Below are 22922 nucleotides of genomic sequence, written 5' to 3'. Positions count from 1 at the left end.
CCGTGAACCCGGTTATCAAAAAATTCCAGTTCGGTCAGTCGACCGTTACCCTCGAGACAGGCCGTATCGCCCGTCAAGCCTCCGGCGCAGTGCTGGTTACCGTTGACGACGACGTCACCGTATTGGTGACCGTTGTAGGCGCCAAGACCGCTGACCCAAGCAAAGGCTTCTTCCCTCTTTCCGTTCACTACCAGGAAAAGACTTACGCTGCCGGTAAGATCCCTGGTGGTTTCTTCAAGCGTGAAGGCCGTCCTTCCGAGAAAGAAACCCTGACTTCCCGACTGATCGACCGTCCGATCCGTCCGCTGTTCCCAGAAGGCTTCATGAACGAAGTGCAGGTTGTCTGCACCGTCGTTTCCACCAGCAAGAAGACCGATCCGGACATCGCTGCGATGATCGGTACCTCGGCGGCCCTGGCCATCTCCGGTATTCCTTTCGATGGCCCGATCGGCGCTGCCCGTGTTGCATTCCACGAAAGCACCGGCTACCTGCTGAACCCGACTTACGAACAACAGAAAGCTTCGAGCCTGGACATGGTCGTTGCCGGTACTTCGGAAGCCGTGTTGATGGTTGAATCGGAAGCCAAAGAGCTGACCGAAGACCAGATGCTGGGCGCTGTACTGTTTGCTCACGACGAGTTCCAGGTTGTGATCAACGCTGTCAAGGAACTGGCCGCTGAAGCCGCCAAGCCAACCTGGACCTGGGCTCCTCAGCCAGAAGCTACCGCACTGCTGGGCGCTATCCGCTCCGAGTTCGGCACCGCTATCTCCGACGCCTACACCATCACCATCAAGGCCGACCGTTACGCTCGCCTGGGTGAACTGAAGGACCAGGTTGTTGCCAAGCTGTCCGGTGAAGAAGGCCAGCCTTCTTCCAGCGAAGTCAAAGCAGCCTTCGGCGAAATCGAATACCGCACCGTTCGCGAAAACATCGTTAACGGCAAGCCACGTATCGACGGCCGCGACACCCGCACCGTACGTCCGCTGAACATCGAAGTCGGCGTTCTGCCAAAAACCCACGGTTCGGCCCTGTTCACCCGTGGTGAAACCCAGGCCCTGGTTGTTGCAACACTGGGTACTGCCCGTGACGCACAGCTGCTGGACACCCTGGAAGGCGAGAAAAAAGACCCGTTCATGCTGCACTACAACTTCCCTCCGTTCTCGGTAGGTGAGTGTGGTCGCATGGGTGGTGCTGGTCGTCGCGAAATTGGTCACGGCCGTCTGGCCCGTCGTTCGATTGCAGCCATGTTGCCTGCCGCCGACGTGTTCCCGTACACCATTCGTGTTGTGTCGGAAATCACCGAGTCCAACGGTTCCAGCTCCATGGCTTCGGTCTGCGGCGCTTCCCTGGCTCTGATGGATGCCGGCGTTCCGATGAAGGCACCGGTTGCCGGTATCGCCATGGGCCTGGTTAAAGAAGGCGAGAAGTTCGCCATCCTGACCGACATCCTGGGCGACGAAGACCACCTGGGCGACATGGACTTCAAAGTAGCCGGTACCGCCAAAGGTGTTACCGCGCTGCAGATGGACATCAAGATCAAGGGCATCACCGAAGAAATCATGGAAATCGCTCTGGGCCAAGCCCTGGAAGCGCGCCTGAACATCCTCGGTCAGATGAACCAGATCATTGGCCAGTCCCGTACCGAACTGTCGGAAAATGCTCCGACCATGATCGCGATGAAAATCGACACCGACAAAATCCGTGATGTTATCGGTAAAGGCGGCGCGACCATTCGTGCGATCTGTGAAGAGACCAAGGCTTCGATCGACATCGAAGACGACGGCTCGATCAAGATCTTCGGCGAAACCAAGGAAGCGGCTGAAGCGGCACGTCAGCGCGTCCTGGGTATCACTGCTGAAGCCGAGATCGGCAAGATCTACGTCGGTAAGGTTGAGCGCATCGTCGACTTCGGCGCATTCGTCAACATCCTGCCGGGCAAGGACGGTCTGGTTCACATCTCCATGCTGAGCGATGCTCGCGTTGAGAAAGTGACCGACATCCTGAAAGAAGGCCAGGAAGTGGAAGTGCTGGTACTGGACGTGGACAACCGCGGCCGTATCAAGCTGTCCATCAAGGACGTAGCAGCAGCCAAGGCTTCGGGCGTTTAATCACCCCGTCGCTGCAAGCTGAAAAAGGACTCTTCGGAGTCCTTTTTTTATGCCTGCGGGAAAGTGTCGCGAAATCAGGCGTTTAGCCATACCCCAAAAGCCGCAACTTGCATGCAGGCACGTTCGTCTTCATGCAAGTTGCACGATTCCGAAAATCACCTGTTTTCATAACGTATTGTTTTATAAGGATTTAATTGGTCGCATCGAGTTGGCACACTGTCTGCAATATCCCTGTTAACGCTGCAGCATCAAGGTTTACGTACTGCAGACTTTTAATAAAACAGGAGTTACTCGTATGAAGAAGTTCGCTCTCGCTACTGCTACCGCTCTGACCCTGGCCATGGGTGCTAACGTAGCCTTTGCTCAGACTTCCCAAGCCCCTATGACGCTGGCGGCCGGTGAAGTCACCAAGGCTAAAGAGTCCACTTCGGATACCTGGATCACCACCAAAGTCAAAGCTGACCTGCTGACCGAGAAAGGTATTCCTGGTTCGGACATTAAGGTTGAGACCAACAAAGGTGTGGTTTCCCTGTCCTCGACAGTTGCTATCTCCGACGCTCAGAAAGCTACTGCTGTAGCGATCACCAAGAAAATCAAAGGCGTAACCGCAGTTTCGGCTGACGGCCTGATGGCTGGCGGCGCTACCAAGGCTGATAACGTCGACAAAACCAAAAGCGCAGCTGCTGGTGCCAAAGAGTCCACCTCGGACACTTGGATCACCACCAAAGTGAAAGCTGACCTGGTAACCGAGAAAGGTATTCCTGGCACCGACATCAAAGTCGAAACCAACAAAGGTGTAGTTTCCCTGTCGTCGACCGTCGCAGTGACTGAAGCGCAGAAAACTACCGCGGTGAATATCACCAAGAAAATCAAAGGCGTTAAAGCTGTATCGGCCGACGGCCTGAAAGCAGAGTAACGCTTAACGAATCGCCTGAGCTAGGCGGAGGCGGCCACGAGCGAGTCTAGTTATCCGCTCAATGCACCTCACAGGTTCATGCGACCGACCACACGGATGTGGTCATTACAGGCCCCGGCACTTGTGTCGGGGCCTGTTCTATTGTGGGTAGAAAAGTGGGGAGGTCAGCGAGGCTCTTGTGGCGAGGGGGCTTGCCCCCGTTGGGCTGCGTAGCGGCCCCTTGGTATGACGACGGTGATCCGCCTGAATGACCGCGACGCCCTCATTGGGGCCGCTACGCAGCCCAACGGGGGACAAGCCCCCTCGCCACAGGTGCTCAGCGGGTGCCGGTTTATTCGGCATCCAGATGCATCGGTGTTACCACCCGACCATCTTTCTCCGCTTCCCCAAGGTTTGCATCGATAAAGTAAACCCGCTCATCTTCCAGCTGCGCCTTGTCTACCAGGTAGTCCTTGATCGCGCTGGCGCGGTCCTGGCCCAGTTGGCGCAGCAACACGTCACTGCCACTCCAGAACTTGATCACACCGTCCCGCAGCTTGGCGGTGCGCTCGTCATTGCTCAGGTCTTTCCATTCGGCCGGAGGCTGTTGTTTCAGGCGGGTGCGGTAGATGCCTTCCAGCAGCGGCGCCTTTTCCTTTTCCGGTACTTCAAGCAGCGACGCCTGGGCCGGCACCTTGTCGCCACGGCGCTGGAGGATCTTGTAGTAGTTGTACTGGTATTCGCGTTCCAGCCGTTGTGCGGCCAAAAGCGGGCCGTCACTGCTGGCAGCGGCGGTGCCTTCGATCTCCAGGCGCAGCGCAGGGCGCTCCTTGAGGGCTTTGGCCAGGCTGTCGAGGGCCGACTGGGAATCTTTGCTCAGCTCGCTCGAGCCTGCCGCAAACGACACGTTGCCAAGGTCTTGGGCACCACCACCGCTGATCAGGCCGCCAATGAACTTGAATGGCGCCGTGGCCGCACGTACTACCAGGTTGCGCAGGGTCTGCCAGACAATCGGCATGACGCTGAACTGCGGGTTGTTCAAGTCGCCGGTCACCGGCAGTTCGATCGAGATCTTGCCGTCGGAGTCCTTGAGCAGGGCTATCGCCAGGCGAATCGGCAGGTCCACGGCGTCGGCGCTGTCGACCTTCTCACCCAGTTGCAGTTGCTCGACTACCACCTTGTTTTCGGCCTTCAACTGGCCCTTGGTGATGACGTAATGCAGGTCCAGGTTGAGCCGACCCTTGCGGATGCGGAACCCGGCAAACTTGCCCGAGTATGGCGTCAGGGTGGTCAGTTCGACGCGTTTGAAGCTGGTGGCGATATCCAGTGCGGCCATCGGGTCAAACGGATTCACGCTGCCCTTGATGGTGACCGGTGCATAACGGTCAACCTTGCCCTTGACGTCGACGCTCGCCGGTTTGGCCTGGCGACTGTCAATGGTGCCGATCTGGCCGTTGAGCTGCTGGATGGCCGTGGCGAAGTTCGGGGTCAGGCTGAAGTCGGCGAAGTTGGCCGAGCCGTCGTTGATCGCAATTTGACCAATATGAATGCCCAGGGGCTTCTCTTTGCTGGCCGCAGGTTTCGCCGCGGACTTGCCGGGGCTGTTGGCCGGCTGCGGGATCAGCAGGTCATCGATGTTGGTGGTGCGGTCATCGTTGATCATGAAGCGCGCATAGGGCTGCAACAGGTTGACCTTGTCGATCGACAGGCTGTCGCCATGTTGATAATTCACGCCTTCCAGCACCAGGCGCTGCCACTTGAGGAAGTCGCGGGTCTTCATGGTGTCCAGGGTGTGCAACTGGTCGACCTGGGCCCGGCCGGTCACCTGGAATGCCAGGGGGGCGGTGCTTTTCAGGTTCACGTCGAGGTTGCTGCCGAGCATGCCGCTACGCAGTTCCAGGCGGATAAACGGGCTGATATAGGACTGGGCGACGCGCAGGTCGATGTCTTTGGTGTCCACTTTCAGCTTGGCGCTGACCGGGCTCAGGTTGACCTGGCCGGTCGCCTCGAGCTTGCCTTGTTTGCCTACGCCGGTATCGAGCTTGAGGGTAAACGGGCTCTGGTTAAGGCTGTCGAAACCCTGCAGGTCAAGGTTCAGCGGCCCGACTTCCAGGGCGACTGCCGGTTTGGCCGAGCGGTCAGCCAGATGCACTTGATAGTCGCGCAGTTGCACGTCCTTGAGCAGCACTTGCCAAGGCTTGCTCGGCGCTGCCGGCGCAGGTTTTGGCGAATCGGCGGTAGCGGGTGCGGTGGCTGGCTCGGTTGCGGGTGCAGTTGCAGGTTTGCTTGGTTGGCTGGCAAACAGCTTCTGCCAGTCCAGCTGGCCGTCGGCTTCAAGGGCGGCCCAGGTTTCGAGTTTATTACTGCGGATCTTGCCGACGATCACTTGCTGTTTGGCCAGGTCCACGGTGGTTTCGCTGACGTCCAGCTTCTGCAGGCGCGCGAGCGGCCGGCCATCCGGTGCCTTGATCGCAAACGGCGCGACACTCAGGGCAACGTTGGTCAGGTTCAGCTCGGTTTCCTTGGCCAGGCTCATCTTGTAGTCGGTGCTGAAGTTGAGGATGCCGTCTTCCAGAACCAGCGGCACCGCATCACGCACATACGGCCACCAGACTTTCATCTTGCCGTCGGTAACCTTGAGTTTGCCCTCGGAGGCGATCGGGATCAGGCTGAAGTTACCGGTCCAGTCGATCTGGCCGCCTTCAGGGCCGGCTGCCACAAGGGTCATGTCGGCGTTGTCATCGGGCAGCGTGCTGAGGTTTTTCAGCTCGAAATCGAGTTTGTCGTAGAGAAACTCGATCGGCTCGCTCGGGCGCAAATCCTGGAAGTGCACATAGCCGCCTGCCAGCTTGATTTTATCGATGCGCAGCGGGAATGGCTTGGCGTTCGGATCGGTTGGTGTCGGTTCGCTGGCCGGGAGTTTGAACAGCTGCGCCAGGTTGAGCTGGCCGGATTTGTCGAACAGCAGCTCGGTCTTGGGCTTGTCGAGTTGTACGTCCGCCAGGTGCAGGGCGCGGGTCCACAGGCTGTCGATCTGCAGGTTGGCATAGAGGCGTTCAAAGGCCACTTGCTCCTTGCCCGGCTCACCGATATTCAGGCCCCACACGGTCAGTTCGAGGCTGAACGGGTTGAGTTCGATACGCTCGACACGCGCCGGCACCGTGGCGTAGTTGGCCAACTGTTGATTGGCCACGCGAAGGGCAATGCCGGGGAGAATCAGGAAGCCCAGCAAGCTGTACAGGGCAAGGGCGGTCAGCAAGGCGCCAGCGGCGCGAATCAATCCTTTGGGCATATGTGACGCCATCTATGTCAATCAAGAGTGCCTTGGAGTATGGCACGGGTTTACGGTTCCGAAGAGCCGGGCCTTTATTACTGCGCCCTGACCCTTTTGGGACAAGTCCTACAGTTGCAGGATCAGGGTCTTCAGCGGTGGTTGCTGGTCGTGGGACGGGAAGTCTGCGCCGGGTGTCATGACCTGCCAGTCGCGCACCGGGCGCCCGGCCTTTTCCGCACAGCGCAGGACCTGGTCACGCCAGTCGTCCATACCGACTTTCGCCAGGTTGTTGCAGCAGATCAGCACGCCGTTGTCGGCCGTGGCCAGCAGCGCCGGCTTGAGCAGGCTCTGGTAGTCGCGCAGCAGGTCGACGGTACCGAAGGCGCTCTTGGCCCAGGCGGGTGGGTCGAGCAGTACCAGATCGTATTGACGCTGCTCCAGGCGCGGGTAACTCGGCAGCTTCTGCCCCCGACGCTGGCTGATGGGCAGGCCGGCCAGCTGGCGGATTGCCGGGAAGTAGTCGGACTGGATGAATTCCATCGTCGGCAATTGCGGGTTGAGTTGACCGTTTTCGCGACCGACCGCCAGGTTGCCCTCGGCAAAGTCCAGGTTGCACACCTCACGAGCGCCACCGGCAGCAGCACTCAGGCCTACGCCGCAGGTGTAGGCAAACAGGTTCAGCACGCTTTTGCCGGCGCTGTGTGCCTTGACCCAGCCACGGGTGTTGCGCAGGTCCAGGAACAACAGCGGGTCTTGCCCGGCATGGCGGCCGCGCACGCGGTAATTGAGGCCCCATTCGTGGCCGACCAGGTCTTCCAGGGCTGCGGGCTCGGCACGGTAAACCGTGTCTTCACGGTCGATGCGCGAGTTGCCCCGGGAGCGGTCGTTGTAGACCAGCAGCAGTTCAAGCCCCAGGTGCTGGTTGATTGCTTGATGCAGGTGCAACAGGTCGTCGCTTTCCAGCGACTGGTGAAAACTCTGCACCAGCAGTTGCGGGCCGTAGCGGTCGATCGTCAGGCCACCGGCGCCTTCCTGGCTGCCGTGGAACAGGCGATGGCAATCGGTACCTTGTGCATGCAGCTCGGCGAGCAGGTCCTGGCGATGATCGAGGGCGGCGCGCAGCGCCTGATTCAAGGAAGACATAGTGCGCGCCTTGCAGAGTAATTGGGGCGCGGGAGTTTAACAGTTATGGCTCCAGCAGGCCCATTCGCCTGTGGGCCCGCTGCACCGAACCATTGCGCATGGCCCAGCGCAACAACGGCGCGCTGCGCCTGATCCCGGCACGAATCATCTGGCGCTGGATCGGGCTTTGCTTCTGCCCGAGCATGTCGCTGGCCCAGTCCGGCAGCAGGTCGATACCGGCCTGCATCATCAGCGAGCCAAACGGCTTGGCCAGGGTGCTGGGAGACGGCGCGTTGAGCAGCAGGCGCAGGACTTCGTGGCTGCGCTGGTCACACAGCAGTTGCGGGCGGATACGCTCAAGGTAATCGGAAATTTCCTGGCGCGAACGCGGCACGTGACGCGCGCCCAATTGCTCGGCCACCAGGGCGATTTCGCTGTAGTACCGGTCTTGATCCCTCGCAGATAAATCCGGGTTGCGATAACGCAGGTGGGCCGCGAGAAAGTTGCTGACCTCCGCCACATGCACCCAGGTCAGCAACTCGGGATCGCTGGCGGCATACGGTCGGCCGTCCGGTGCATGGCCGACCACTTGCAGGTGAATGGTGCGCACTTTCTCGATCAGCCATTCGGCGTCACGCCGCGAACCAAACGTGGTGCCGGAAATGAACTGCGAGGTGCGTCGTAACCGCCCCAGCATGTCCTGCCGAAAGTTCGAGTGGTCCCACACGCCGGCCAACGCCAGCGGGTGCAATGCCTGCAACATCAACGCGCTGATGCCGCCGATCAACATGCTGCTGAAGTCGCCATGGACCTTCCAGCTCACCGAGTTCGGCCCAAAGAGACCCGGATCGCCCTTGGGGTTCTCCAGGTCGAGTTGGCCCAGCGACAAGCCGGTCAGGCTCATCAGCTGGTTTTCGATGCGGCTGCGAATGAATTCCATGGGTTCCTAGCGGTTGAGGCGCTTGTCGATCAGGCCGTCCACCACGCTCGGGTCGGCCAGTGTGGATGTATCTCCCAGGCTGTCCAGCTCGTTGCAGGCAATCTTGCGCAGGATCCGCCGCATGATCTTGCCTGAGCGGGTTTTCGGCAAGGCCGGCGCCCATTGAATCAGTTCGGGCTTGGCGAAGCTGCCGATTTCCTTGCTGACCAGGTCCAGCAGGTGCTTTTTCAGCGCGTCGTCGGGCTCGACGCCATTCATGGGCGTGACGAAGGCATAGATGCCCTGGCCTTTTACGTCGTGTGGATAACCGACCACCGCGGCTTCTGCGACCTGATCATGCAGCACCAGGGCGCTTTCGACTTCGGCGGTGCCGATGCGGTGCCCGGAAACGTTGATCACGTCGTCGATGCGGCCGGTGATCCAGTAGTCACCGTCCTCGTCGCGTCGCGCGCCGTCGCCGGTAAAGTAGTAGCCGGGATAGGGTTTGAAATAGGTGTCGATCATCCGCTGAGGGTCGCCGTACACGCTGCGGATCTGCCCCGGCCAGCTGGATTTGATCGCCAGCACGCCGCTGCCGGCGCCACTGATTTCCTTGCCTTGCTCATCAAGCAGCACCGGCACTACGCCAAACATCGGCTGGGTAGCGCAGCCGGGCTTGATGCGCTGGGCGCTGACCAGCGGGCTGAGCATGATGCCGCCGGTTTCGGTCTGCCACCAGGTGTCGACAATCGGGCAGCGTTGTTCGCCGACCGCGTTGAAGTACCAGTCCCAGGCCTCCGGGTTGATTGGCTCGCCGACACTGCCCAGCAGGCGCAGGCTGGCGCGGGAAGTGTTTTCCAGTGGCCCGTGGCCTTCCCGCATCAGCGCGCGTAACGCGGTCGGCGCGGTGTAGAAGATGTTGACCTTGTGTTTGTCGATCACCTGCCAGAACCGCGAGCTGTCCGGGTAGCTCGGCACGCCTTCGAACATCAGCGAGGTCGCACCATTGGCCAGTGGCCCGTACACGATATAGCTGTGGCCGGTGACCCAGCCGACATCGGCGGTGCACCAGAACACTTCGCCTTCGCGGTAATCGAGCACGTACTTGAAGGTCATCGCAGCCTGCAGCAGGTAACCGCCGGTGGTGTGCAATACACCTTTGGGTTTGCCGGTGCTGCCGGAGGTGTAGAGGATAAACAGCGGGTCTTCCGCATCCATCGGCTCGGGCGGGCAGTCGTCGCTGGCTGCATCCAGGGCCTGTTGATACTTGAGGTCGCGCCCTTCAGTCCAATTGACTGCCGCGCCAGTGCGCTGCACCACCAGTACCGTGCTGACACCCGGGCAACTGGCCAGAGCCTTGTCGACATTCTGTTTCAGCGCCACCGGCTTGCCGCCACGCACGCCTTCATCGGCGGTGATCACCGTGTGGCAATCGGCGTCGAGAATGCGGTCGCGCAGGGCGTCCGGCGAGAATCCGCCAAACACCACCGAATGCACCGCACCAATCCGCGTACAGGCCAGCATCGCGTAGGCCGCCTCGGGAATCATCGGCATGTAGATGCACACCCGGTCGCCTTTCTTCACGCCACGGCTTTTCAGCACGTTGGCCAGGCGGCTGACGTTTTGGTGGAGCTGGCGGTAGGTAATTTTGGAAGACGTCGCGGGATCATCGCCCTCCCAGATGAAGGCCGGCTGATCAGCGCGTTGCGCGAGGTGACGGTCGATGCAGTTGTAACTGACGTTCAGTTGACCTCCGGCAAACCATTGGGCGGCGTCGGTCTTGATGTCGGATTTCTGGACGGTCTGCCAGGGCGTGGTCCAGTCGAGAAAACGCTTGGCCTGTTCGGCCCAGAACGTATCGGGTTGCTCGACGGATTGGCGGTAGAGGCGCTGGTAGTCCTCTTGACTGAGTTGCGCAGCCCGGCGGACGGCATCGGCGGTGGGGAACGTGCTGATATCGAACATGAGGGATCCTTATTCTTGTTTTTGCGACAAGCAATAAAGATGCACCCTGTGGCAGGCGGGTTCAAGGCCAACGTCCAAACAGACGTTGGCCTTGCGGGCACTGCATCAACCGCGGTGACGGCCGCGGAAGTAGTTGATCAACCCCTGGGTGGACGCATCGTCCGCAGGCTGTTCTTCGGTGCCGGTCAGGCGGTTGTAGACGCCTTTGCCCAGCTCCTTGCCCAGCTCCACGCCCCACTGGTCGAACGCGTTGATGCCCCAGATGACGCTTTGCACGAACACTTTGTGTTCATACATCGCCACCAGTGCGCCAAGACGGCGAGGGCTGATGCGTTCAACCACAATGGTGTTGCTCGGACGGTTGCCCGGGATCACCTTGTGTGGTGCCAGCTTTTGCACTTCGGCTTCGTCCATGCCCTTGTCGCGCAGTTCGGCTTCAGCCTCGGCGCGGGTCTTGCCGAGCATCAGGGCCTGGCTCTGGGACAGGCAGTTGGCGTACAGCCACTGATGGTGGTCGGAGACCGGGTTGAAGCTGACGATCGGCACGATGAAGTCGGCCGGGATCAGTTGGGTGCCCTGGTGCAGCAGCTGGTGGTAAGCATGCTGACCGTTGCAGCCTACGCCGCCCCAGATAACCGGGCCGGTGTCGGTGGAAACCGGCGTACCGTCCTGGCGCACGCTCTTGCCGTTGGATTCCATATCCAGCTGTTGCAAGTGCTTGGTGATGTTGCGCAGGTAGTGGTCGTACGGCAGGATCGCGTGGCTCTGCGCGCCCCAGAAGTTGCCGTACCACACGCCCAGCAGGCCGAGCAGCACCGGCATGTTCGCCTCGAATGGAGCGGTCTGGAAATGCTGGTCCATGGTGTAGGCGCCGGACAGCAGTTCCTTGAAGTTGGACATGCCGATGGCCAGCGCGATGGGCAGGCCGATGGCCGACCACAGCGAGTAACGACCGCCCACCCAGTCCCACATCGGGAAAATGTTCTCTTCGCGAATACCGAAGGCCACGGCCGCCGCGTTGTTGCTCGATACGGCGATGAAGTGGCGATACAGCTCGGCTTCCGAGCCACCCTGAGCCAGGTACCAGGCGCGGGCGGCCTGGGCGTTTTTCAGGGTTTCGAGGGTGTTGAAGGATTTTGACGAGACGATGAACAGCGTGGTCTCGGCGCGCAGCTTCATGGTCAGCTCGTGGAACTCGCTGCCGTCGATGTTTGCCAGGTAATGGCAGCGCACGCCTTTGTGGGCGTAGGACAACAGCGCTTCAGACACCAGCTCCGGGCCGAGGAACGAGCCACCGATACCGATGTTCACCACGTCGGTGATCGGCTTCTCGGTGTAGCCACGCCACAGGCCGTCGTGGATGCGGCCGACCAGGTCAGTGATCTGGTTCAGCACCTTGTGCACGTCCGGCATGATGTTCACGCCGTTGACCGACAGCTTGTCACCCACCGGGCGACGCAATGCGGTGTGCAGCGCCGGGCGGCCTTCGGAAGAGTTGACCGGCTCGCCGTTGAATAGCGACTTGATCGCGCCCTGAAGGTCGACTTCCTTGGCCAGGCCTACCAGCAGGTCGCGGGTTTCGCTGGTGATCAGGTTTTTCGAGTAATCGAGGAAAAGTCCGCAGCTGCTCAAGGTGAACTGGGTAAAGCGCTGGGGATCGGCATTAAAGGCTTCGCGCATGCTGAAATCCTGCATGGCTTGGCGATGTTGATTGAGCGCTTGCCAGGCGGGCAGAGCGGTAACGTCATGAGGAGTGCGGTAGTACGCCATCGCTGCGGGTTTCCTTTTTATTGCTGGGACTGCTTTTAGGACACTTGAAAGCCGGGAATGTCCTGTCTTTGTGAAGATGACAGGCTCCGGTCAACGCCAACGAAGAGCGTAGGGCGAATACATTAAACCTAGCGTGTCGATCTGTCTTGGCTTTGTCTGCGCTGTGGCCGGTACTTTTTTATACCGGCCGATCAGGCAGTGCAACAGGCGGGGTGTGCGGCGGGGTCAGTTCAGGTGCAGATGCAGGTTGTCGATCAGCCGGGTGGCGCCCAGGTAGGCGGCGACCAGGATCACCAGGTCCTTGTCTTCGGCGGTGGCCGGACGCAGGTGCAGGCCCTGGCGAACCTCCAGGTAGTCCATGCGAAAACCTGCCGCTTCGATCTGCTGGACCTGTGCGGCGCGCAGTTTGGCGAAGTCGCGGTCGCCCGCTTCAATGGCGGTGGCGATCTGGCTGAGGCTGCGGTACAGCACCGGTGCGATCGCGCGCTGTTCGTCGGTGAGGTAACCATTGCGCGACGACAGCGCGAGGCCGTCGTCGGCGCGCACGGTCGGCTCGCCGATAATCTGGATCGGCATGTTCAGGTCATGGACCATGGCGCGAATCACCGCCAGTTGCTGGTAGTCCTTCTGGCCAAAGATCGCCAGGTCCGGCTGGACCATGTTGAACAGCTTGCTGACCACCGTGGCCACGCCTTCAAAATGCCCGGGCCGGCTGGCGCCGCACAGGCCTTCGGACAGTTGCGGCACGCTGACGCGAGTCTGGCCGGCCATGCCGTCGGGGTACATCTCCTCGACGGTCGGGGCGAACAGCAGGTTGCAACCGGCTTGCAAGAGCTTCTCCTGGTCGGCCGCCAGGGTGCGCGGGTATTTGTCCAGGTCTTCGCCGGCGCCAAATTGCAGCGGGTTGACGAAAATGCTCGCCACCACGAAGTCGGCTTGTTGCGCAGCCTTGGTGACCAGCGTGGCATGGCCGCTGTGCAGGTTGCCCATGGTGGGCACGAAGCCGATGCGTTTGCCCGCGCTGCGGGCATGGGTGACGGCGGCGCGCAGTTCGCGCACGGTCTTGACGGTGTTCATGCGGAGAATCCGTGTTCGGCGCCCGGGAAGGTGACGGCTTTGACTTCGCTGACGTAGGCGGCGAGGGCTGATTGGATGCTGTCCTGGCCCGCCATGAAGTTCTTCACGAACTTGGGCACGCGGCCGGTAAGGGACAGGCCCAGCATGTCATGCAGTACCAATACCTGGCCGTCTGTGGCAGAACCGGCGCCGATACCGATCACCGGTACTTTAACGGCCTGGGTGATTTCCGCTGCCAGCTCGCTTGGCACGCACTCCAGCAGAATCATGCACGCACCGGCCTGTTCAAGGGCAATGGCGTCAGCCCGCATCTGGCGCGCCTGGGCTTCGCCGCGGCCTTGTACCTTGTAGCCGCCGAGGATATTCACTGACTGTGGCGTCAGGCCCATGTGCGCGCAAACCGGCACGCCGCGTTCAGCCAGCAAACGAATCGACTCGGCGAGCCAGGCGGCACCTTCAACCTTGATCATGTGTGCACCGGCACGCATCAGTTGAGCACTGTTGGTCAGGGTCTGTTCGATGGTGGCATCGGCCATGAAGGGCAGGTCGGCAATGATGAAGGCGCCTTCGTTGCCGCGTTTGACGCAGGCCGTGTGGTAGGCGATTTCATCGTTGGTCACGGGCAGGGTGCTGTCATTCCCTTGTAGAACCATGCCCAGGGAGTCCCCCACCAGCAACACTTCAACTCCTGCCTGGCTGCTGGCCTGGGCAAAAGTGGCGTCGTAGCAGGTCAGCATGGTGATCTTTTCACCTTTGAGCTTGAGGCTCTGCAAGGTGCTCAGGGTAACGTTTGGCATGAAAAGGGTCCTCATTCAGGCGCTTGGAAACAGCGAGTAACGCGCGTGAGTCTTCGTTTATACAGGCGCACTTTCTTAAGGATCAGTGCTTATAAGGCCTGGATTGCGCCCTTTAGCGCCGGGTAGGCGGCAGCGGGACGCCTATAGTCGTGAGGAGGACTCTGGAAGTCAATTGGATGTGTTACCGCATTGTTACGGCGGTGGTGTTACCGCTGTTACTGATGCGATTCAGCAGGCGCCAGGCGTTCCAGGCCGACAAACGGGCAGGCATCCAGCAGGTCGCCGAGCAGGCGGCCATCGGCCAGTTGCAGGCTGGCCGGGGCCAGTTCTGCCAGCGGGTAAAGCACGAACGCCCGCAGGTGCATTTGATAGTGCGGCACCTTCAGGCGCGGCTCATCGATCAGCCGGTCGCCAAACACCAGGACATCCAGGTCCAGGGTGCGCGGGCCCCAACGCTCAAGACGCTCGCGGCCCTGGTCATTCTCGATGGCTTGCAGCGCATCGAGCAGTTCCAGTGGTGCCAGGGCGCTGTCCAGGGCCGCGACCGCATTGGTATAGCGCGGCTGGCCCGGGAGCAGGGAATCACTTTGATAGAAGGCGGAGACGCCCGCCAGCATGGTGTCCGGCAATTGCGCGAGGGCCTCGATGGCGTCGCGCAATTGTTGCTCAGGGGCAGCCAGGTTGCTGCCCATGCCGACGTAGATACGTTCCACGTGCTTACTCGCCCGACGCGCTCGATGAATCGCCAGCGCTGCGTTTGCGCTTGCTGCCACTGCTGCGGCGACGTTTTTTCGGACCATCGCCGGTGGCTTCGCCTTTGCTGCTGAGCTCTTTGATCATCTCGCGGCGCTGGCTGTCGTTGGCGTCCTGGTAGTCGGTCCACCATTCGCCCAGGCCGTCGGTCTGCTCGCCGGCGCTTTCGCGCAGCAGCAGGAAGTCATAGCCGGCACGGAAGCGCGGGTTGTCCAGCAGCAGATCGGCGCGTTTGCCGCTGCGGCGTGGCAGGCGCTCCTGCATGTCCCAGATCTCGCGGATCGGCATGGTGAAGCGTTTCGGGATGGCGATGCGCTGGCATTGCTCGGCGATCAGCTCGTGAGCGGCTTCCTGCATGGCCGGAATTGCCGGCATGCCACGGTCTTGCAAGCGCATGACGCGTTTTGGAAGCGCTGGCCACAACAGGGCGGCGAACAGGAACGCCGGGGTTACCGGTTTGTTCTGCTTGATGCGCAGGTCGGTGTTGATCAAGGCTTCGCTGATCAGCGTGTGGGTGTAGGTCGGGTTGTACTCCAGTGCTTCGGCGCTGGCCGGGAACAGTGGGTCGAACAACTGCAGGTCTACCAGCATTTCGAAGGTGTCGGCAGCATAGCCGGAGAGGAACAGCTTGAGCACCTCTTCGAACAACCGGGCCGAGGGAATTTCCCGCAGCATCGGCGCCAGGTCGCGAATCGGCGCGGCCGTGTGCTTCTCGATGCCGAAGTTCAGCTTGGCGGCGAAACGCACGGCCCGCAGCATGCGCACCGGGTCTTCCTGGTAGCGTTGCGTCGGGTCGCCGATCAGGCGCAGCAGGTTGTTGCGGATGTCGTGTACGCCATTGGCGTAATCGAGGATGCGCTCACTGACCGGGTCGTAATACAGGGCATTGATGGTGAAGTCGCGGCGCTGCGCGTCTTCTTCCAGGGTGCCATAGACGTTGTCCCGCAGGATGCGCCCGCTTTCGTTGCGGGAAGACTGGTTAGTGTCTTCTTCTTCATCGTTTTGCGGATGGTTGGCGCGGAAGGTCGCGACCTCGATGATCTCGCGACCAAAGTGGATGTGCACCAACTTGAAGCGCCGGCCGATGATCCGCGCATTGCGGAATTCGGCACGCACTTGTTCCGGCGTGGCGCTGGTGGCGACGTCGAAATCCTTGGGAGTGATATTGAGCAACATGTCGCGCACGCAACCGCCAACCAGGTAGGCCTGGTAGCCGGCGTTCTGCAAACGTTCGACGATGTTCACCGCATAACGGCTGAACTGGGCGCGTTGCAGCGAATGCTGGCTGCTATTGAGCACTTCAGGCGTGCTGCGTTTGTGTTGCGTACGACGCAAGGGAGAACGGAATGACTGGAACAACTTCTTCAGCATGGGATGCACTGTTTGAAGGAATGTTCGGCCATAACGAAGAATGACCGCATGATGGGCCGGGATTCTAGCATTTAGTCAGGGGATGGTGTAGGAACTAGCTGCAAGGCTTGAGCCAGAAGCTTAAAAGAAGGGTGGCAGGTGCCAAATCGCGGAAACTACAAGGGGAGCCGAAGCTCCCCCAGAAGTAGTTGCGTGCTCTATTTTTATTATTGGTTTCGGGCTTCTTGTTTTTGTTGATCGCCCTCGCCATGAAGCTTCACCTTCATGACACTCCCAATCGGGAGCCAAGAGCAAACGGATTGCTTTGGTCGCTGTGTTGCTGATCTACGATCCAACCAGTTCAGGCTCTGCCTTAGGGCAGTTTTTGTTGTTCTCGGCCTGGTTGCGGGGCAAGCCCCAAATGCAACGCCTCTCCAAAAGAATCAGTTAGCTGCGCCTCCGCCGTGTTGTTTTTGTTATGCGTGAGTCGATTCGTCTTATTTTTATTGTCTTGTACATTTGCTTGTTATTGTTTTTGTACTAAGCATATAGCAGGGTGCGTGCCAACTTTTGCGAGGCCCAGCAAAATAAGGGGTTCGGGGCGTTTTCGGGTTTTTTGTAGGCGAAAAAAAGCCGGGGCTTCGTTACCGTAAGCCCCGGCTTTTGTTACGTGAAAAATCAGCGGTAACAGTTTTTTCACATCTGCGGGTGTTACCTATGGGGGCGACCCACTCAGCTTTCGCTGGCAACCCCGGTCTTGCGCCGCGGGATACCCAGGCGCTGGCGCCGTTCCCACAGGCATTTACGGCTGACGCCCAGTTTGCGCGCCAGTTCGGTCTCGGTCATGTGGTCCTGGTGCTCCAGCACGAAATGCTGGAAGTAATCTTCCAGTGACAAATCTTCCGTCGGCTCGTGGCTGTTGTTACTGCCGCCACCTTGCTGTGGTGGCAAACCGATGAAGTCATCATCATCCAGGTCGCTGAGCTCGATATCGATCCCCAGCAGCTCGGCGGAAATTTCCGGGCTCTCCGACAGAATCACCGCACGCTCTACCGCGTTTTCCAGCTCCCGCACGTTACCCGGCCAGGAGTAGTGACGAATCGCCTGCTCGGCATCGGCAGCAAACTTCAGGTCGGTACGGTTGATGCGCGCACTCTGGCGCGCCAGGAAGGCCGTGGCGATTTCGTTGACGTCAGCGCCGCGCTCACGCAGGGCCGGCAGTTTGAGAGCGATCACGTGCAGGCGGTAATAAAGGTCTTCACGGAACTGGCCAATCTTGGCCAAGCTCTTCAGGTCACGGTGAGTGGCCGCAATCAGGCGTACGTCGACCTTTTGCGACTGTACCGAACCGACGCGGCGTATTTCGCCTTCCTGGAGTACCCGCAGCAAGCGTGCCTGGGCTTCCAGCGGCAGTTCGCCAATCTCGTCGAGGAACAGCGTGCCGCCGTCGGCGGCTTCAACCAAACCCGCACGGCCAGCACTGGCGCCGGTAAAGGCGCCTTTTTCATGGCCGAACAATTCGGATTCGATCAGGGATTCGGGGATCGCCGCGCAGTTCACCGAGATCATCGGTGCCTTGGCGCGCTTGGACAGGTTGTGCAGGGCACGGGCCACCAGTTCTTTACCGGTACCGGACTCGCCCTGGATCAGTACATTGGAGTCGGTTGGCGCTACTTTGCGGATCTTGCTGTAAAGGTCCTGCATGGGTGGGCAGGAGCCGATGATGCCGATTTCGCCGTTACTGTTGTCAATACCGGGTTTTTCAGAACCATTGGCGGCCTTGCCCGCTGCCGGGCGTTCAGCCGGTGCGCTGCTGGCCGATTGACGGTCACGCAGGATGCGCGCTACGGCCTGGAGCATTTCGTCGTGGTCGAAGGGCTTGGCGATGTAGTCCACCGCGCCCATCTTCATGGAGTCCACGGCCGAGCGCAGGCTGGCGTAGCTGGTCATGATCAGCACCGGAGTGCCTTGGCCGAGCTTGATCAGCTCGGTGCCGGGGGCGCCTGGCAAACGCAGGTCACTGACGATCAGGTCGAACGTGGGAATGCTGAAACGCTCTTGGGCTTCCTGCACCGAGCCGGCTTCGCTGACCTGGTATTGATTACGTTCAAGCAGGCGACGCAAGGCAGAGCGGATAATGGTTTCGTCTTCGACGATCAAAATGTGCGGCATTGATTCAACTCTCTCGACGGTCTCAGTTCACAGCGGACGTCGCTTCGACATGACGCGGCAAGGTCACCCGAATACGGGTGCCGCGTTGGCTTTCGGTGTCAGCCGGGCTGTCGATGGTGATTTGTCCATAATGCTCTTCAACGATGGAATAGACCAGTGCAAGGCCCAGACCGGTACCTTCACCCGGATCCTTGGTGGTGAAGAAGGGTTCGAACAATCGATCCATGATGTTCTGTGGAATGCCGCTGCCTTCGTCCTCGACGATCAGATCGACCGTGTGCTCGAAAGCCTCGCTCTTGACCCGTACTGCGCTGCCGGCCGGCGATGCGTCGCGGGCGTTGGACAGCAGGTTGATCAGCACTTGGGCCAGGCGTTGTGAATCACCGTCGACCCAGTGTTCCGGGTCGCACAGGTTGAAGAACTGTACTTCGAAATTGCGCCGGTTCAAGGCCAGCAGCCCAATGGCATCCTGGGCCACTTCGGCCAGGCACACCGCTTCGTCGTGATTCTGATGGGCGCCCGCGTGGGCAAAGCTCATCAGCGACTGCACGATGCGCGAAACACGCTTGGTCTGCTCGAGAATCTGCCCGCTGATTTCGATGATTTCGCCGTCTTCTTCGCGCTCTTCCCGCAGGTTTTGCGCGAGGCAGGCGATACCGGTGATCGGATTGCCGATTTCATGGGCCACACCCGCGGCCAGGCGCCCGATGCTGGCCAGGCGCTCGGAGTGCACCAGCTTGTCTTCGAGCATCTGGGTTTCGGTCAGGTCTTCCACCAGCAGCACCAGGCCGCTGTTGCCGGGCGCCAGTGGCTCGTCGATGGCGGCCTTGTGCAGGTTGAGCCAGCGGGTCTGGCCATCCAGCGCCAGGTGCTGTTTGTGCAAGTGTTCGTCGGGCAGGTTGATGAAGCCCTGGAGCAATTCTTTCCACGGGTCGCCAATGGTGTTCAGGCGCGAGCCCACCACACGTTGGGCGGCGATGCCGGTGAGCTCTTCCATGGCCTTGTTCCACATCAGGATCTCTTGATCCTTGGCCAGGGAGCAGACGCCCATCGGCAGTTCCTGCAACGTCTGGCGGTGATAGCGGCGCAGGGCGTCGAGTTCGGCGGCAAGGCCAGTGAGGCGGGAGTGGTAATCCTCCAGCCGGCTCTCGATGAAGTGGATGTCTTCGGTCACGTAGTTTTCGCCGCCGGCCTTGTAGGGCAGGAAGGTCTCGACCATGTCCTGGGACACGCTCGGGCCCATCAGGCCGGAAAGGTTGGCTTCTATACGGTCCCGCAGGCGGCGCAGGGCATAAGGCCGGCGCTCGTCGAACGGCAGGTAGAGATCGCGCAGGGCCTGCTCGACCTCCTTTTGTGCGGCCTTGGCGCCCAGCGGCTTGGCCAGTTGCGTGGCGAATTCCTGGGGTGAGGCGGCGTGCAGTTCGCGGCGTTGCGGGCGACGGACGTTGTCCACTGCGCAGGCTTCGGCGGCGCTGGTTTCTTCGGGGCTGGCGTTGGTGAACAGCGAGATCAGGGTGAACATCAGCACGTTGGCCGCCAGCGAGGCGATTGCCGCCATGTGCCAACTGGTGTCATCCAGCACGTAGATCATGTTCAGCAGCGGGATGTAGAAGCCCTGCAGGTTGCCCACCAGCGGCAGCAGCATGGTCACGGTCCACACCAGGATCCCGGCGAGCAAACCGGCGATAAAGCCTCGGCGGTTGGCGGTCGGCCAGTACAGCACCGACAGCACGCCCGGCAGGAACTGCAAGGTGGCAACGAAGGCAACGATGCCCAGGTTGGCCAGGTCCTGTTCTGCACCCAGCAACAGGTAGAAGCCATAGCCGGCCATGATGATCGCGACGATCAGGGCCCGGCGGGTCCATTTCAGCCAGCGGTAGATATTGCCTTCGGCCGGCGGCTGGTAGAGCGGCAGCACCAGGTGATTCAGCGCCATCCCCGACAGCGCCAGGGTACTGACGATGATCAGCCCGCTGGAGGCCGATAATCCGCCGACATAGGCCAGCAATGCGAGGGATTTGCTGTTGGCGGCAATACCCACGCCCAGCGTGAAGTATTCGGGATTGGTGGTGGCGCCAAGTTTCAGGCCGGCCCACAGGATCAGCGGCACCGCCAGGCTCATCAACAGCAGGAACAGCGGCAAGCCCCAGCTGGCGCTGACCAGCGAGCGCGGGTTGAGGTTTTCGGTGAAGGTCATGTGGTACATGTGCGGCATCACAATCGCCGAGGCGAAGAACACCAAAAGCAGCGTGCGCCATGGGCCTTCCTGCAACGGCGTGTGCAGTGCGGCCAGGGCGGTCTGGTTTTGCAGCAGCCACAGTTCCAGCTGTTGCGGGCCGTCGAATACGCCATACAACGCATACAGACCGACACCGCCGATGGCGATCAGCTTGATCACCGATTCAAACGCAATCGCAAACACCAGTCCTTCATGTTTCTCACGGGTGGCGATATGCCGTGAGCCGAAGAAAATCGTGAACAGAGTGATCAGCGCGCAGAAGCTCAATGCCACGCGGTGTTGCACCGGTTCGCGGGTCAGGATGCTGATGGAGTCAGCCACGGCCTGGATCTGCAATGCCAGCAACGGCAGCACGCCGATCAGCATGAAAATCGTGGTCAGCGCACCGGCCCAGGTACTGCGAAAACGGAACGCAAACAGGTCGGCCAGGGACGACAACTGATAGGTGCGGGTGATTTTCAGGATCGGATACAACAGCACCGGCGCCAGCAAAAACGCGCCGGACACCCCGAGATAACTGGACAGAAAGCCGTAACCGTACTGATAGGCCAGGCCCACGGTGCCATAAAACGCCCAGGCACTCGCGTACACGCCCAAGGACAAGGTGTAGGTCAACGGATGGCGAATGATCGCCCGCGGAATCATCCCGCGTTCACTGATCCAGGCTACCCCGAACAACGCGGCCAGGTAGGCGGCGCTGATCAGCAGCATCTCGGTCAGGCTAAAGCTCATCGGCATCTTTTTGGCTCTGCAGGATGAAAGTCACGACGATCAGAATCAGCCAAAGCAGATAGGGCCGGTACCAGGCGCCTGTGGCGTCGATCCACCAATCCATGATGGCGGGAGAAAACAGGTAGATCCCGACGACCAGCAGCAGGACCAATCGATAGATGTACATGTTGGCCTCTGATTGAAAAACTGCGGCGATGGTAACGGATGGCTCGCAAGCTGCAAGCGCCTTCAGCGCAATTGCGCTTCGGCCAGCGTGAGTGTGCGCGGGATCTGTGTGGCATCCCAGTGTTGAATGCCCCAATCCAGCAGTTCCCGTGGGCTGGCGTGGTGCAGTTCGTCGCCCGCCGGCTGGCCCAGGGCGCGCAGTGCTCTTAACAGCAAAGGCGTGGCCTGATCAGTGGTCAAGGGCGGTGAGCGGTAGGATTTGCCCAGCTTGTTACCGTCCGGCTGGATGATCAACGGCACATGCAGGTAACGCGGTTGGCGCAGGCCCAGCAGTTCTTGCAGATACAGTTGGCGCGGCGTGGAGTCGAGCAGGTCGGCGCCACGCACGATGTCAGTCACACCTTGCCAGGCATCATCGAGGACTACCGCCAGTTGGTAGGCATACAGGCCGTCGCGACGGCGGATGATGAAGTCGCCTACGTCGCGACCCAGATGCTGTCGGAATTCGCCTTGTACACGGTCGGTAAAGTGGTACTCCAACTCCGGCACCCGCAGACGAATGGCAGCATCTTGCTGGTCATGCCCGGCATTGCGGCACAGGCCGGGATAAATCCCGTTGTAGGGTTCCAGTTGTTTGCGCGAACAGGTGCAGGCGTAGGCCAGGCCGTGATTGAACAGGCGGTTGAGCACGTCAGCGTAGGCATCGTGCCGCTCGCTTTGTCGGACCAACTCCCCGTCCCATTCAAAACCATAGCGTTCCAGGGCATTCAGGATGGCGGCCTGGGCGCCGGGCTCTTCCCGTGGCGGATCGAGGTCTTCCATGCGCATCAGCCAGCGGCCTTGGTTGGCACGGGCGTCGAGGTAGGAGGCGAGGGCGGCGACCAGGGAACCGAAGTGCAGGTGTCCGCTGGGCGTGGGGGCGAAACGCCCGATATAGGAGGAGGCTGTCATGGGCCGGATATTACTGGAAAACCAGCAAACGCCAGAAACAAAAATGGGGCGTTCGCACGCCCCATTTGTCCAGCCCGGCAGTGATTACTTGCCGACCTGTTTTTCCTTGATTTCAGCCAAGGTCTTGCAGTCCACGCACAGGTCGGCGGTAGGACGCGCTTCCAGGCGGCGAATACCGATCTCGACGCCGCAGGACTCGCACCAGCCGTACTCTTCGTCTTCGATGAGTTGCAGGGTCTTGTCGATCTTCTTGATCAGCTTGCGCTCGCGATCACGGGCGCGCAGTTCAAGGGCGAACTCTTCTTCCTGGCTGGCACGGTCTGCCGGGTCCGGGAAGTTGGCCGCTTCGTCCTTCATATGGTCAACGGTACGGTCAACCTCTTGCATCAAGTCCTGTTTCCACTGCTTCAGGATCTTGGAGAAGTGTTCGCGCATGGGCTTGCCCATGTATTCCTCACCCTTCGCCTCGACGTAGGGTTGGAAGCCGCTGATGCTCTGTTGCTTTGCTTGGGTGGGCATGAATGGACCGCCTCTCACTCTTCTAATCCATTGCGCAGGATTGCAACATCACCGACACCTGCCGGCCCTGCGGCTGCAAGCGGGCGAACTTACCAGATAGATTCGGGGTGCGCC

Annotated in this window: 16 protein-coding genes; 2 read left to right on the top strand and 14 right to left on the bottom strand. The window is 60.4% G+C overall.

Annotation, left to right across the window (positions count from 1 at the left end; genetic code table 11):
* The first annotated feature begins 2 nt into the window (after positions 1–2).
* Positions 3–2108: a polyribonucleotide nucleotidyltransferase gene (pnp, locus tag HX811_RS19270; protein WP_003212180.1), complete on the top strand. Its 2106-nt coding sequence runs from the start codon at positions 3–5 to the stop codon at positions 2106–2108.
* Positions 2109–2403: 295 nt separating this feature from the next.
* Entirely contained in the window at positions 2404–3024 is a 621-nt protein-coding gene (locus tag HX811_RS19265; protein WP_003212178.1) for a BON domain-containing protein, read from the top strand.
* A 331-nt stretch (positions 3025–3355) separates the two neighbouring features.
* Here HX811_RS19265 and HX811_RS19260 read toward each other — a convergent pair whose 3' ends face one another.
* From HX811_RS19260 to dksA, 14 genes are all read right to left on the bottom strand, one after another.
* Complete coding sequence (locus HX811_RS19260) at positions 3356–6295, bottom strand: DUF748 domain-containing protein (RefSeq protein WP_177046916.1); 2940 nt, start codon at positions 6293–6295, stop codon at positions 3356–3358.
* A 108-nt stretch (positions 6296–6403) separates the two neighbouring features.
* Entirely contained in the window at positions 6404–7420 is a 1017-nt protein-coding gene (locus HX811_RS19255) for a class I SAM-dependent rRNA methyltransferase (RefSeq protein WP_177046914.1), read from the bottom strand.
* Between the two features lie 43 nt (positions 7421–7463).
* A complete protein-coding gene (locus HX811_RS19250; RefSeq protein WP_177046912.1) occupies positions 7464–8339 on the bottom strand; it encodes an oxygenase MpaB family protein in 876 nt (291 codons plus the stop codon).
* Positions 8340–8345: 6 nt separating this feature from the next.
* Positions 8346–10283, bottom strand: coding sequence for an acetate--CoA ligase (acs, locus tag HX811_RS19245; RefSeq protein WP_177046910.1), 1938 nt, complete (start codon positions 10281–10283; stop codon positions 8346–8348).
* Positions 10284–10388: 105 nt separating this feature from the next.
* The gene (gene pgi, locus HX811_RS19240) at positions 10389–12053 is read right to left on the bottom strand and encodes a glucose-6-phosphate isomerase (protein ID WP_003212168.1); all 1665 of its coding nucleotides are present in this window, start codon (positions 12051–12053) and stop codon (positions 10389–10391) included.
* A 225-nt stretch (positions 12054–12278) separates the two neighbouring features.
* Positions 12279–13130: a pantoate--beta-alanine ligase gene (gene panC, locus HX811_RS19235; RefSeq protein ID WP_177046908.1), complete on the bottom strand. Its 852-nt coding sequence runs from the start codon at positions 13128–13130 to the stop codon at positions 12279–12281.
* Positions 13127–13927 (bottom strand): 3-methyl-2-oxobutanoate hydroxymethyltransferase, encoded by an 801-nt coding sequence (gene panB / locus HX811_RS19230; protein ID WP_008436874.1) that lies wholly within the window; start codon positions 13925–13927, stop codon positions 13127–13129. Before panB ends, panC begins: the two co-directional genes overlap by 4 nt.
* 215 nt (positions 13928–14142) lie before the next feature.
* On the bottom strand, positions 14143–14640 hold the full coding sequence (gene folK / locus HX811_RS19225) for a 2-amino-4-hydroxy-6-hydroxymethyldihydropteridine diphosphokinase (protein ID WP_177046906.1): 498 nt from the start codon (positions 14638–14640) through the stop codon (positions 14143–14145).
* 4 nt (positions 14641–14644) lie between these two features.
* A complete protein-coding gene (locus tag HX811_RS19220) occupies positions 14645–16051 on the bottom strand; it encodes a polynucleotide adenylyltransferase PcnB (protein WP_003212161.1) in 1407 nt (468 codons plus the stop codon).
* Positions 16052–16762: 711 nt separating this feature from the next.
* The gene (locus tag HX811_RS19215; RefSeq protein ID WP_003212159.1) at positions 16763–18202 is read right to left on the bottom strand and encodes a sigma-54 dependent transcriptional regulator; all 1440 of its coding nucleotides are present in this window, start codon (positions 18200–18202) and stop codon (positions 16763–16765) included.
* A gap of 22 nt (positions 18203–18224) precedes the next feature.
* Positions 18225–21179 carry a sensor histidine kinase gene (locus tag HX811_RS19210; RefSeq protein ID WP_023659379.1) on the bottom strand — a complete coding sequence of 985 codons (2955 nt, stop codon included), beginning with the start codon at positions 21177–21179 and terminating at the stop codon, positions 18225–18227.
* On the bottom strand, positions 21163–21339 hold the full coding sequence (locus HX811_RS19205; RefSeq protein WP_003176118.1) for a hypothetical protein: 177 nt from the start codon (positions 21337–21339) through the stop codon (positions 21163–21165). The genes HX811_RS19210 and HX811_RS19205 overlap by 17 nt, the downstream gene beginning before the upstream one ends.
* A 62-nt stretch (positions 21340–21401) precedes the next feature.
* Positions 21402–22289 carry a tRNA glutamyl-Q(34) synthetase GluQRS gene (gene gluQRS / locus HX811_RS19200; protein ID WP_177037051.1) on the bottom strand — a complete coding sequence of 296 codons (888 nt, stop codon included), beginning with the start codon at positions 22287–22289 and terminating at the stop codon, positions 21402–21404.
* An 84-nt stretch (positions 22290–22373) separates the two neighbouring features.
* Positions 22374–22808, bottom strand: a complete 435-nt coding sequence (gene dksA, locus HX811_RS19195) for an RNA polymerase-binding protein DksA (RefSeq protein WP_003212154.1) — start codon at positions 22806–22808, stop codon at positions 22374–22376.
* Positions 22809–22922 lie beyond the last annotated feature (114 nt).

Origin of the sequence: Pseudomonas sp. F8002 (genome assembly GCF_013385495.1) — a bacterium.
In the GTDB taxonomy this organism is placed as follows: domain Bacteria; phylum Pseudomonadota; class Gammaproteobacteria; order Pseudomonadales; family Pseudomonadaceae; genus Aquipseudomonas.
The sequence above is the reverse complement of the archived record's forward strand: the minus strand, read 5'-3'. Positions and strand labels throughout refer to the sequence as shown.

What these genes read in the sequence shown, in the direction of transcription:
- HX811_RS19265 (WP_003212178.1), top strand. Translation starts at nt 2,404, where the DNA reads ATGAAGAAGTTCGCTCTCGCTACTGCTACCGCTCTGACCCTGGCCATG.
- HX811_RS19260 (WP_177046916.1), bottom strand. Translation starts at nt 6,295, where the DNA reads ATGCCCAAAGGATTGATTCGCGCCGCTGGCGCCTTGCTGACCGCCCTT.
- HX811_RS19255 (WP_177046914.1), bottom strand. Translation starts at nt 7,420, where the DNA reads ATGTCTTCCTTGAATCAGGCGCTGCGCGCCGCCCTCGATCATCGCCAG.
- HX811_RS19250 (WP_177046912.1), bottom strand. Translation starts at nt 8,339, where the DNA reads ATGGAATTCATTCGCAGCCGCATCGAAAACCAGCTGATGAGCCTGACC.
- acs (WP_177046910.1), bottom strand. Translation starts at nt 10,283, where the DNA reads ATGTTCGATATCAGCACGTTCCCCACCGCCGATGCCGTCCGCCGGGCT.
- pgi (WP_003212168.1), bottom strand. Translation starts at nt 12,053, where the DNA reads ATGGCGTACTACCGCACTCCTCATGACGTTACCGCTCTGCCCGCCTGG.
- panC (WP_177046908.1), bottom strand. Translation starts at nt 13,130, where the DNA reads ATGAACACCGTCAAGACCGTGCGCGAACTGCGCGCCGCCGTCACCCAT.
- panB (WP_008436874.1), bottom strand. Translation starts at nt 13,927, where the DNA reads ATGCCAAACGTTACCCTGAGCACCTTGCAGAGCCTCAAGCTCAAAGGT.
- HX811_RS19220 (WP_003212161.1), bottom strand. Translation starts at nt 16,051, where the DNA reads ATGCTGAAGAAGTTGTTCCAGTCATTCCGTTCTCCCTTGCGTCGTACG.
- HX811_RS19215 (WP_003212159.1), bottom strand. Translation starts at nt 18,202, where the DNA reads ATGCCGCACATTTTGATCGTCGAAGACGAAACCATTATCCGCTCTGCC.
- HX811_RS19210 (WP_023659379.1), bottom strand. Translation starts at nt 21,179, where the DNA reads ATGCCGATGAGCTTTAGCCTGACCGAGATGCTGCTGATCAGCGCCGCC.
- HX811_RS19205 (WP_003176118.1), bottom strand. Translation starts at nt 21,339, where the DNA reads ATGTACATCTATCGATTGGTCCTGCTGCTGGTCGTCGGGATCTACCTG.
- gluQRS (WP_177037051.1), bottom strand. Translation starts at nt 22,289, where the DNA reads ATGACAGCCTCCTCCTATATCGGGCGTTTCGCCCCCACGCCCAGCGGA.
- dksA (WP_003212154.1), bottom strand. Translation starts at nt 22,808, where the DNA reads ATGCCCACCCAAGCAAAGCAACAGAGCATCAGCGGCTTCCAACCCTAC.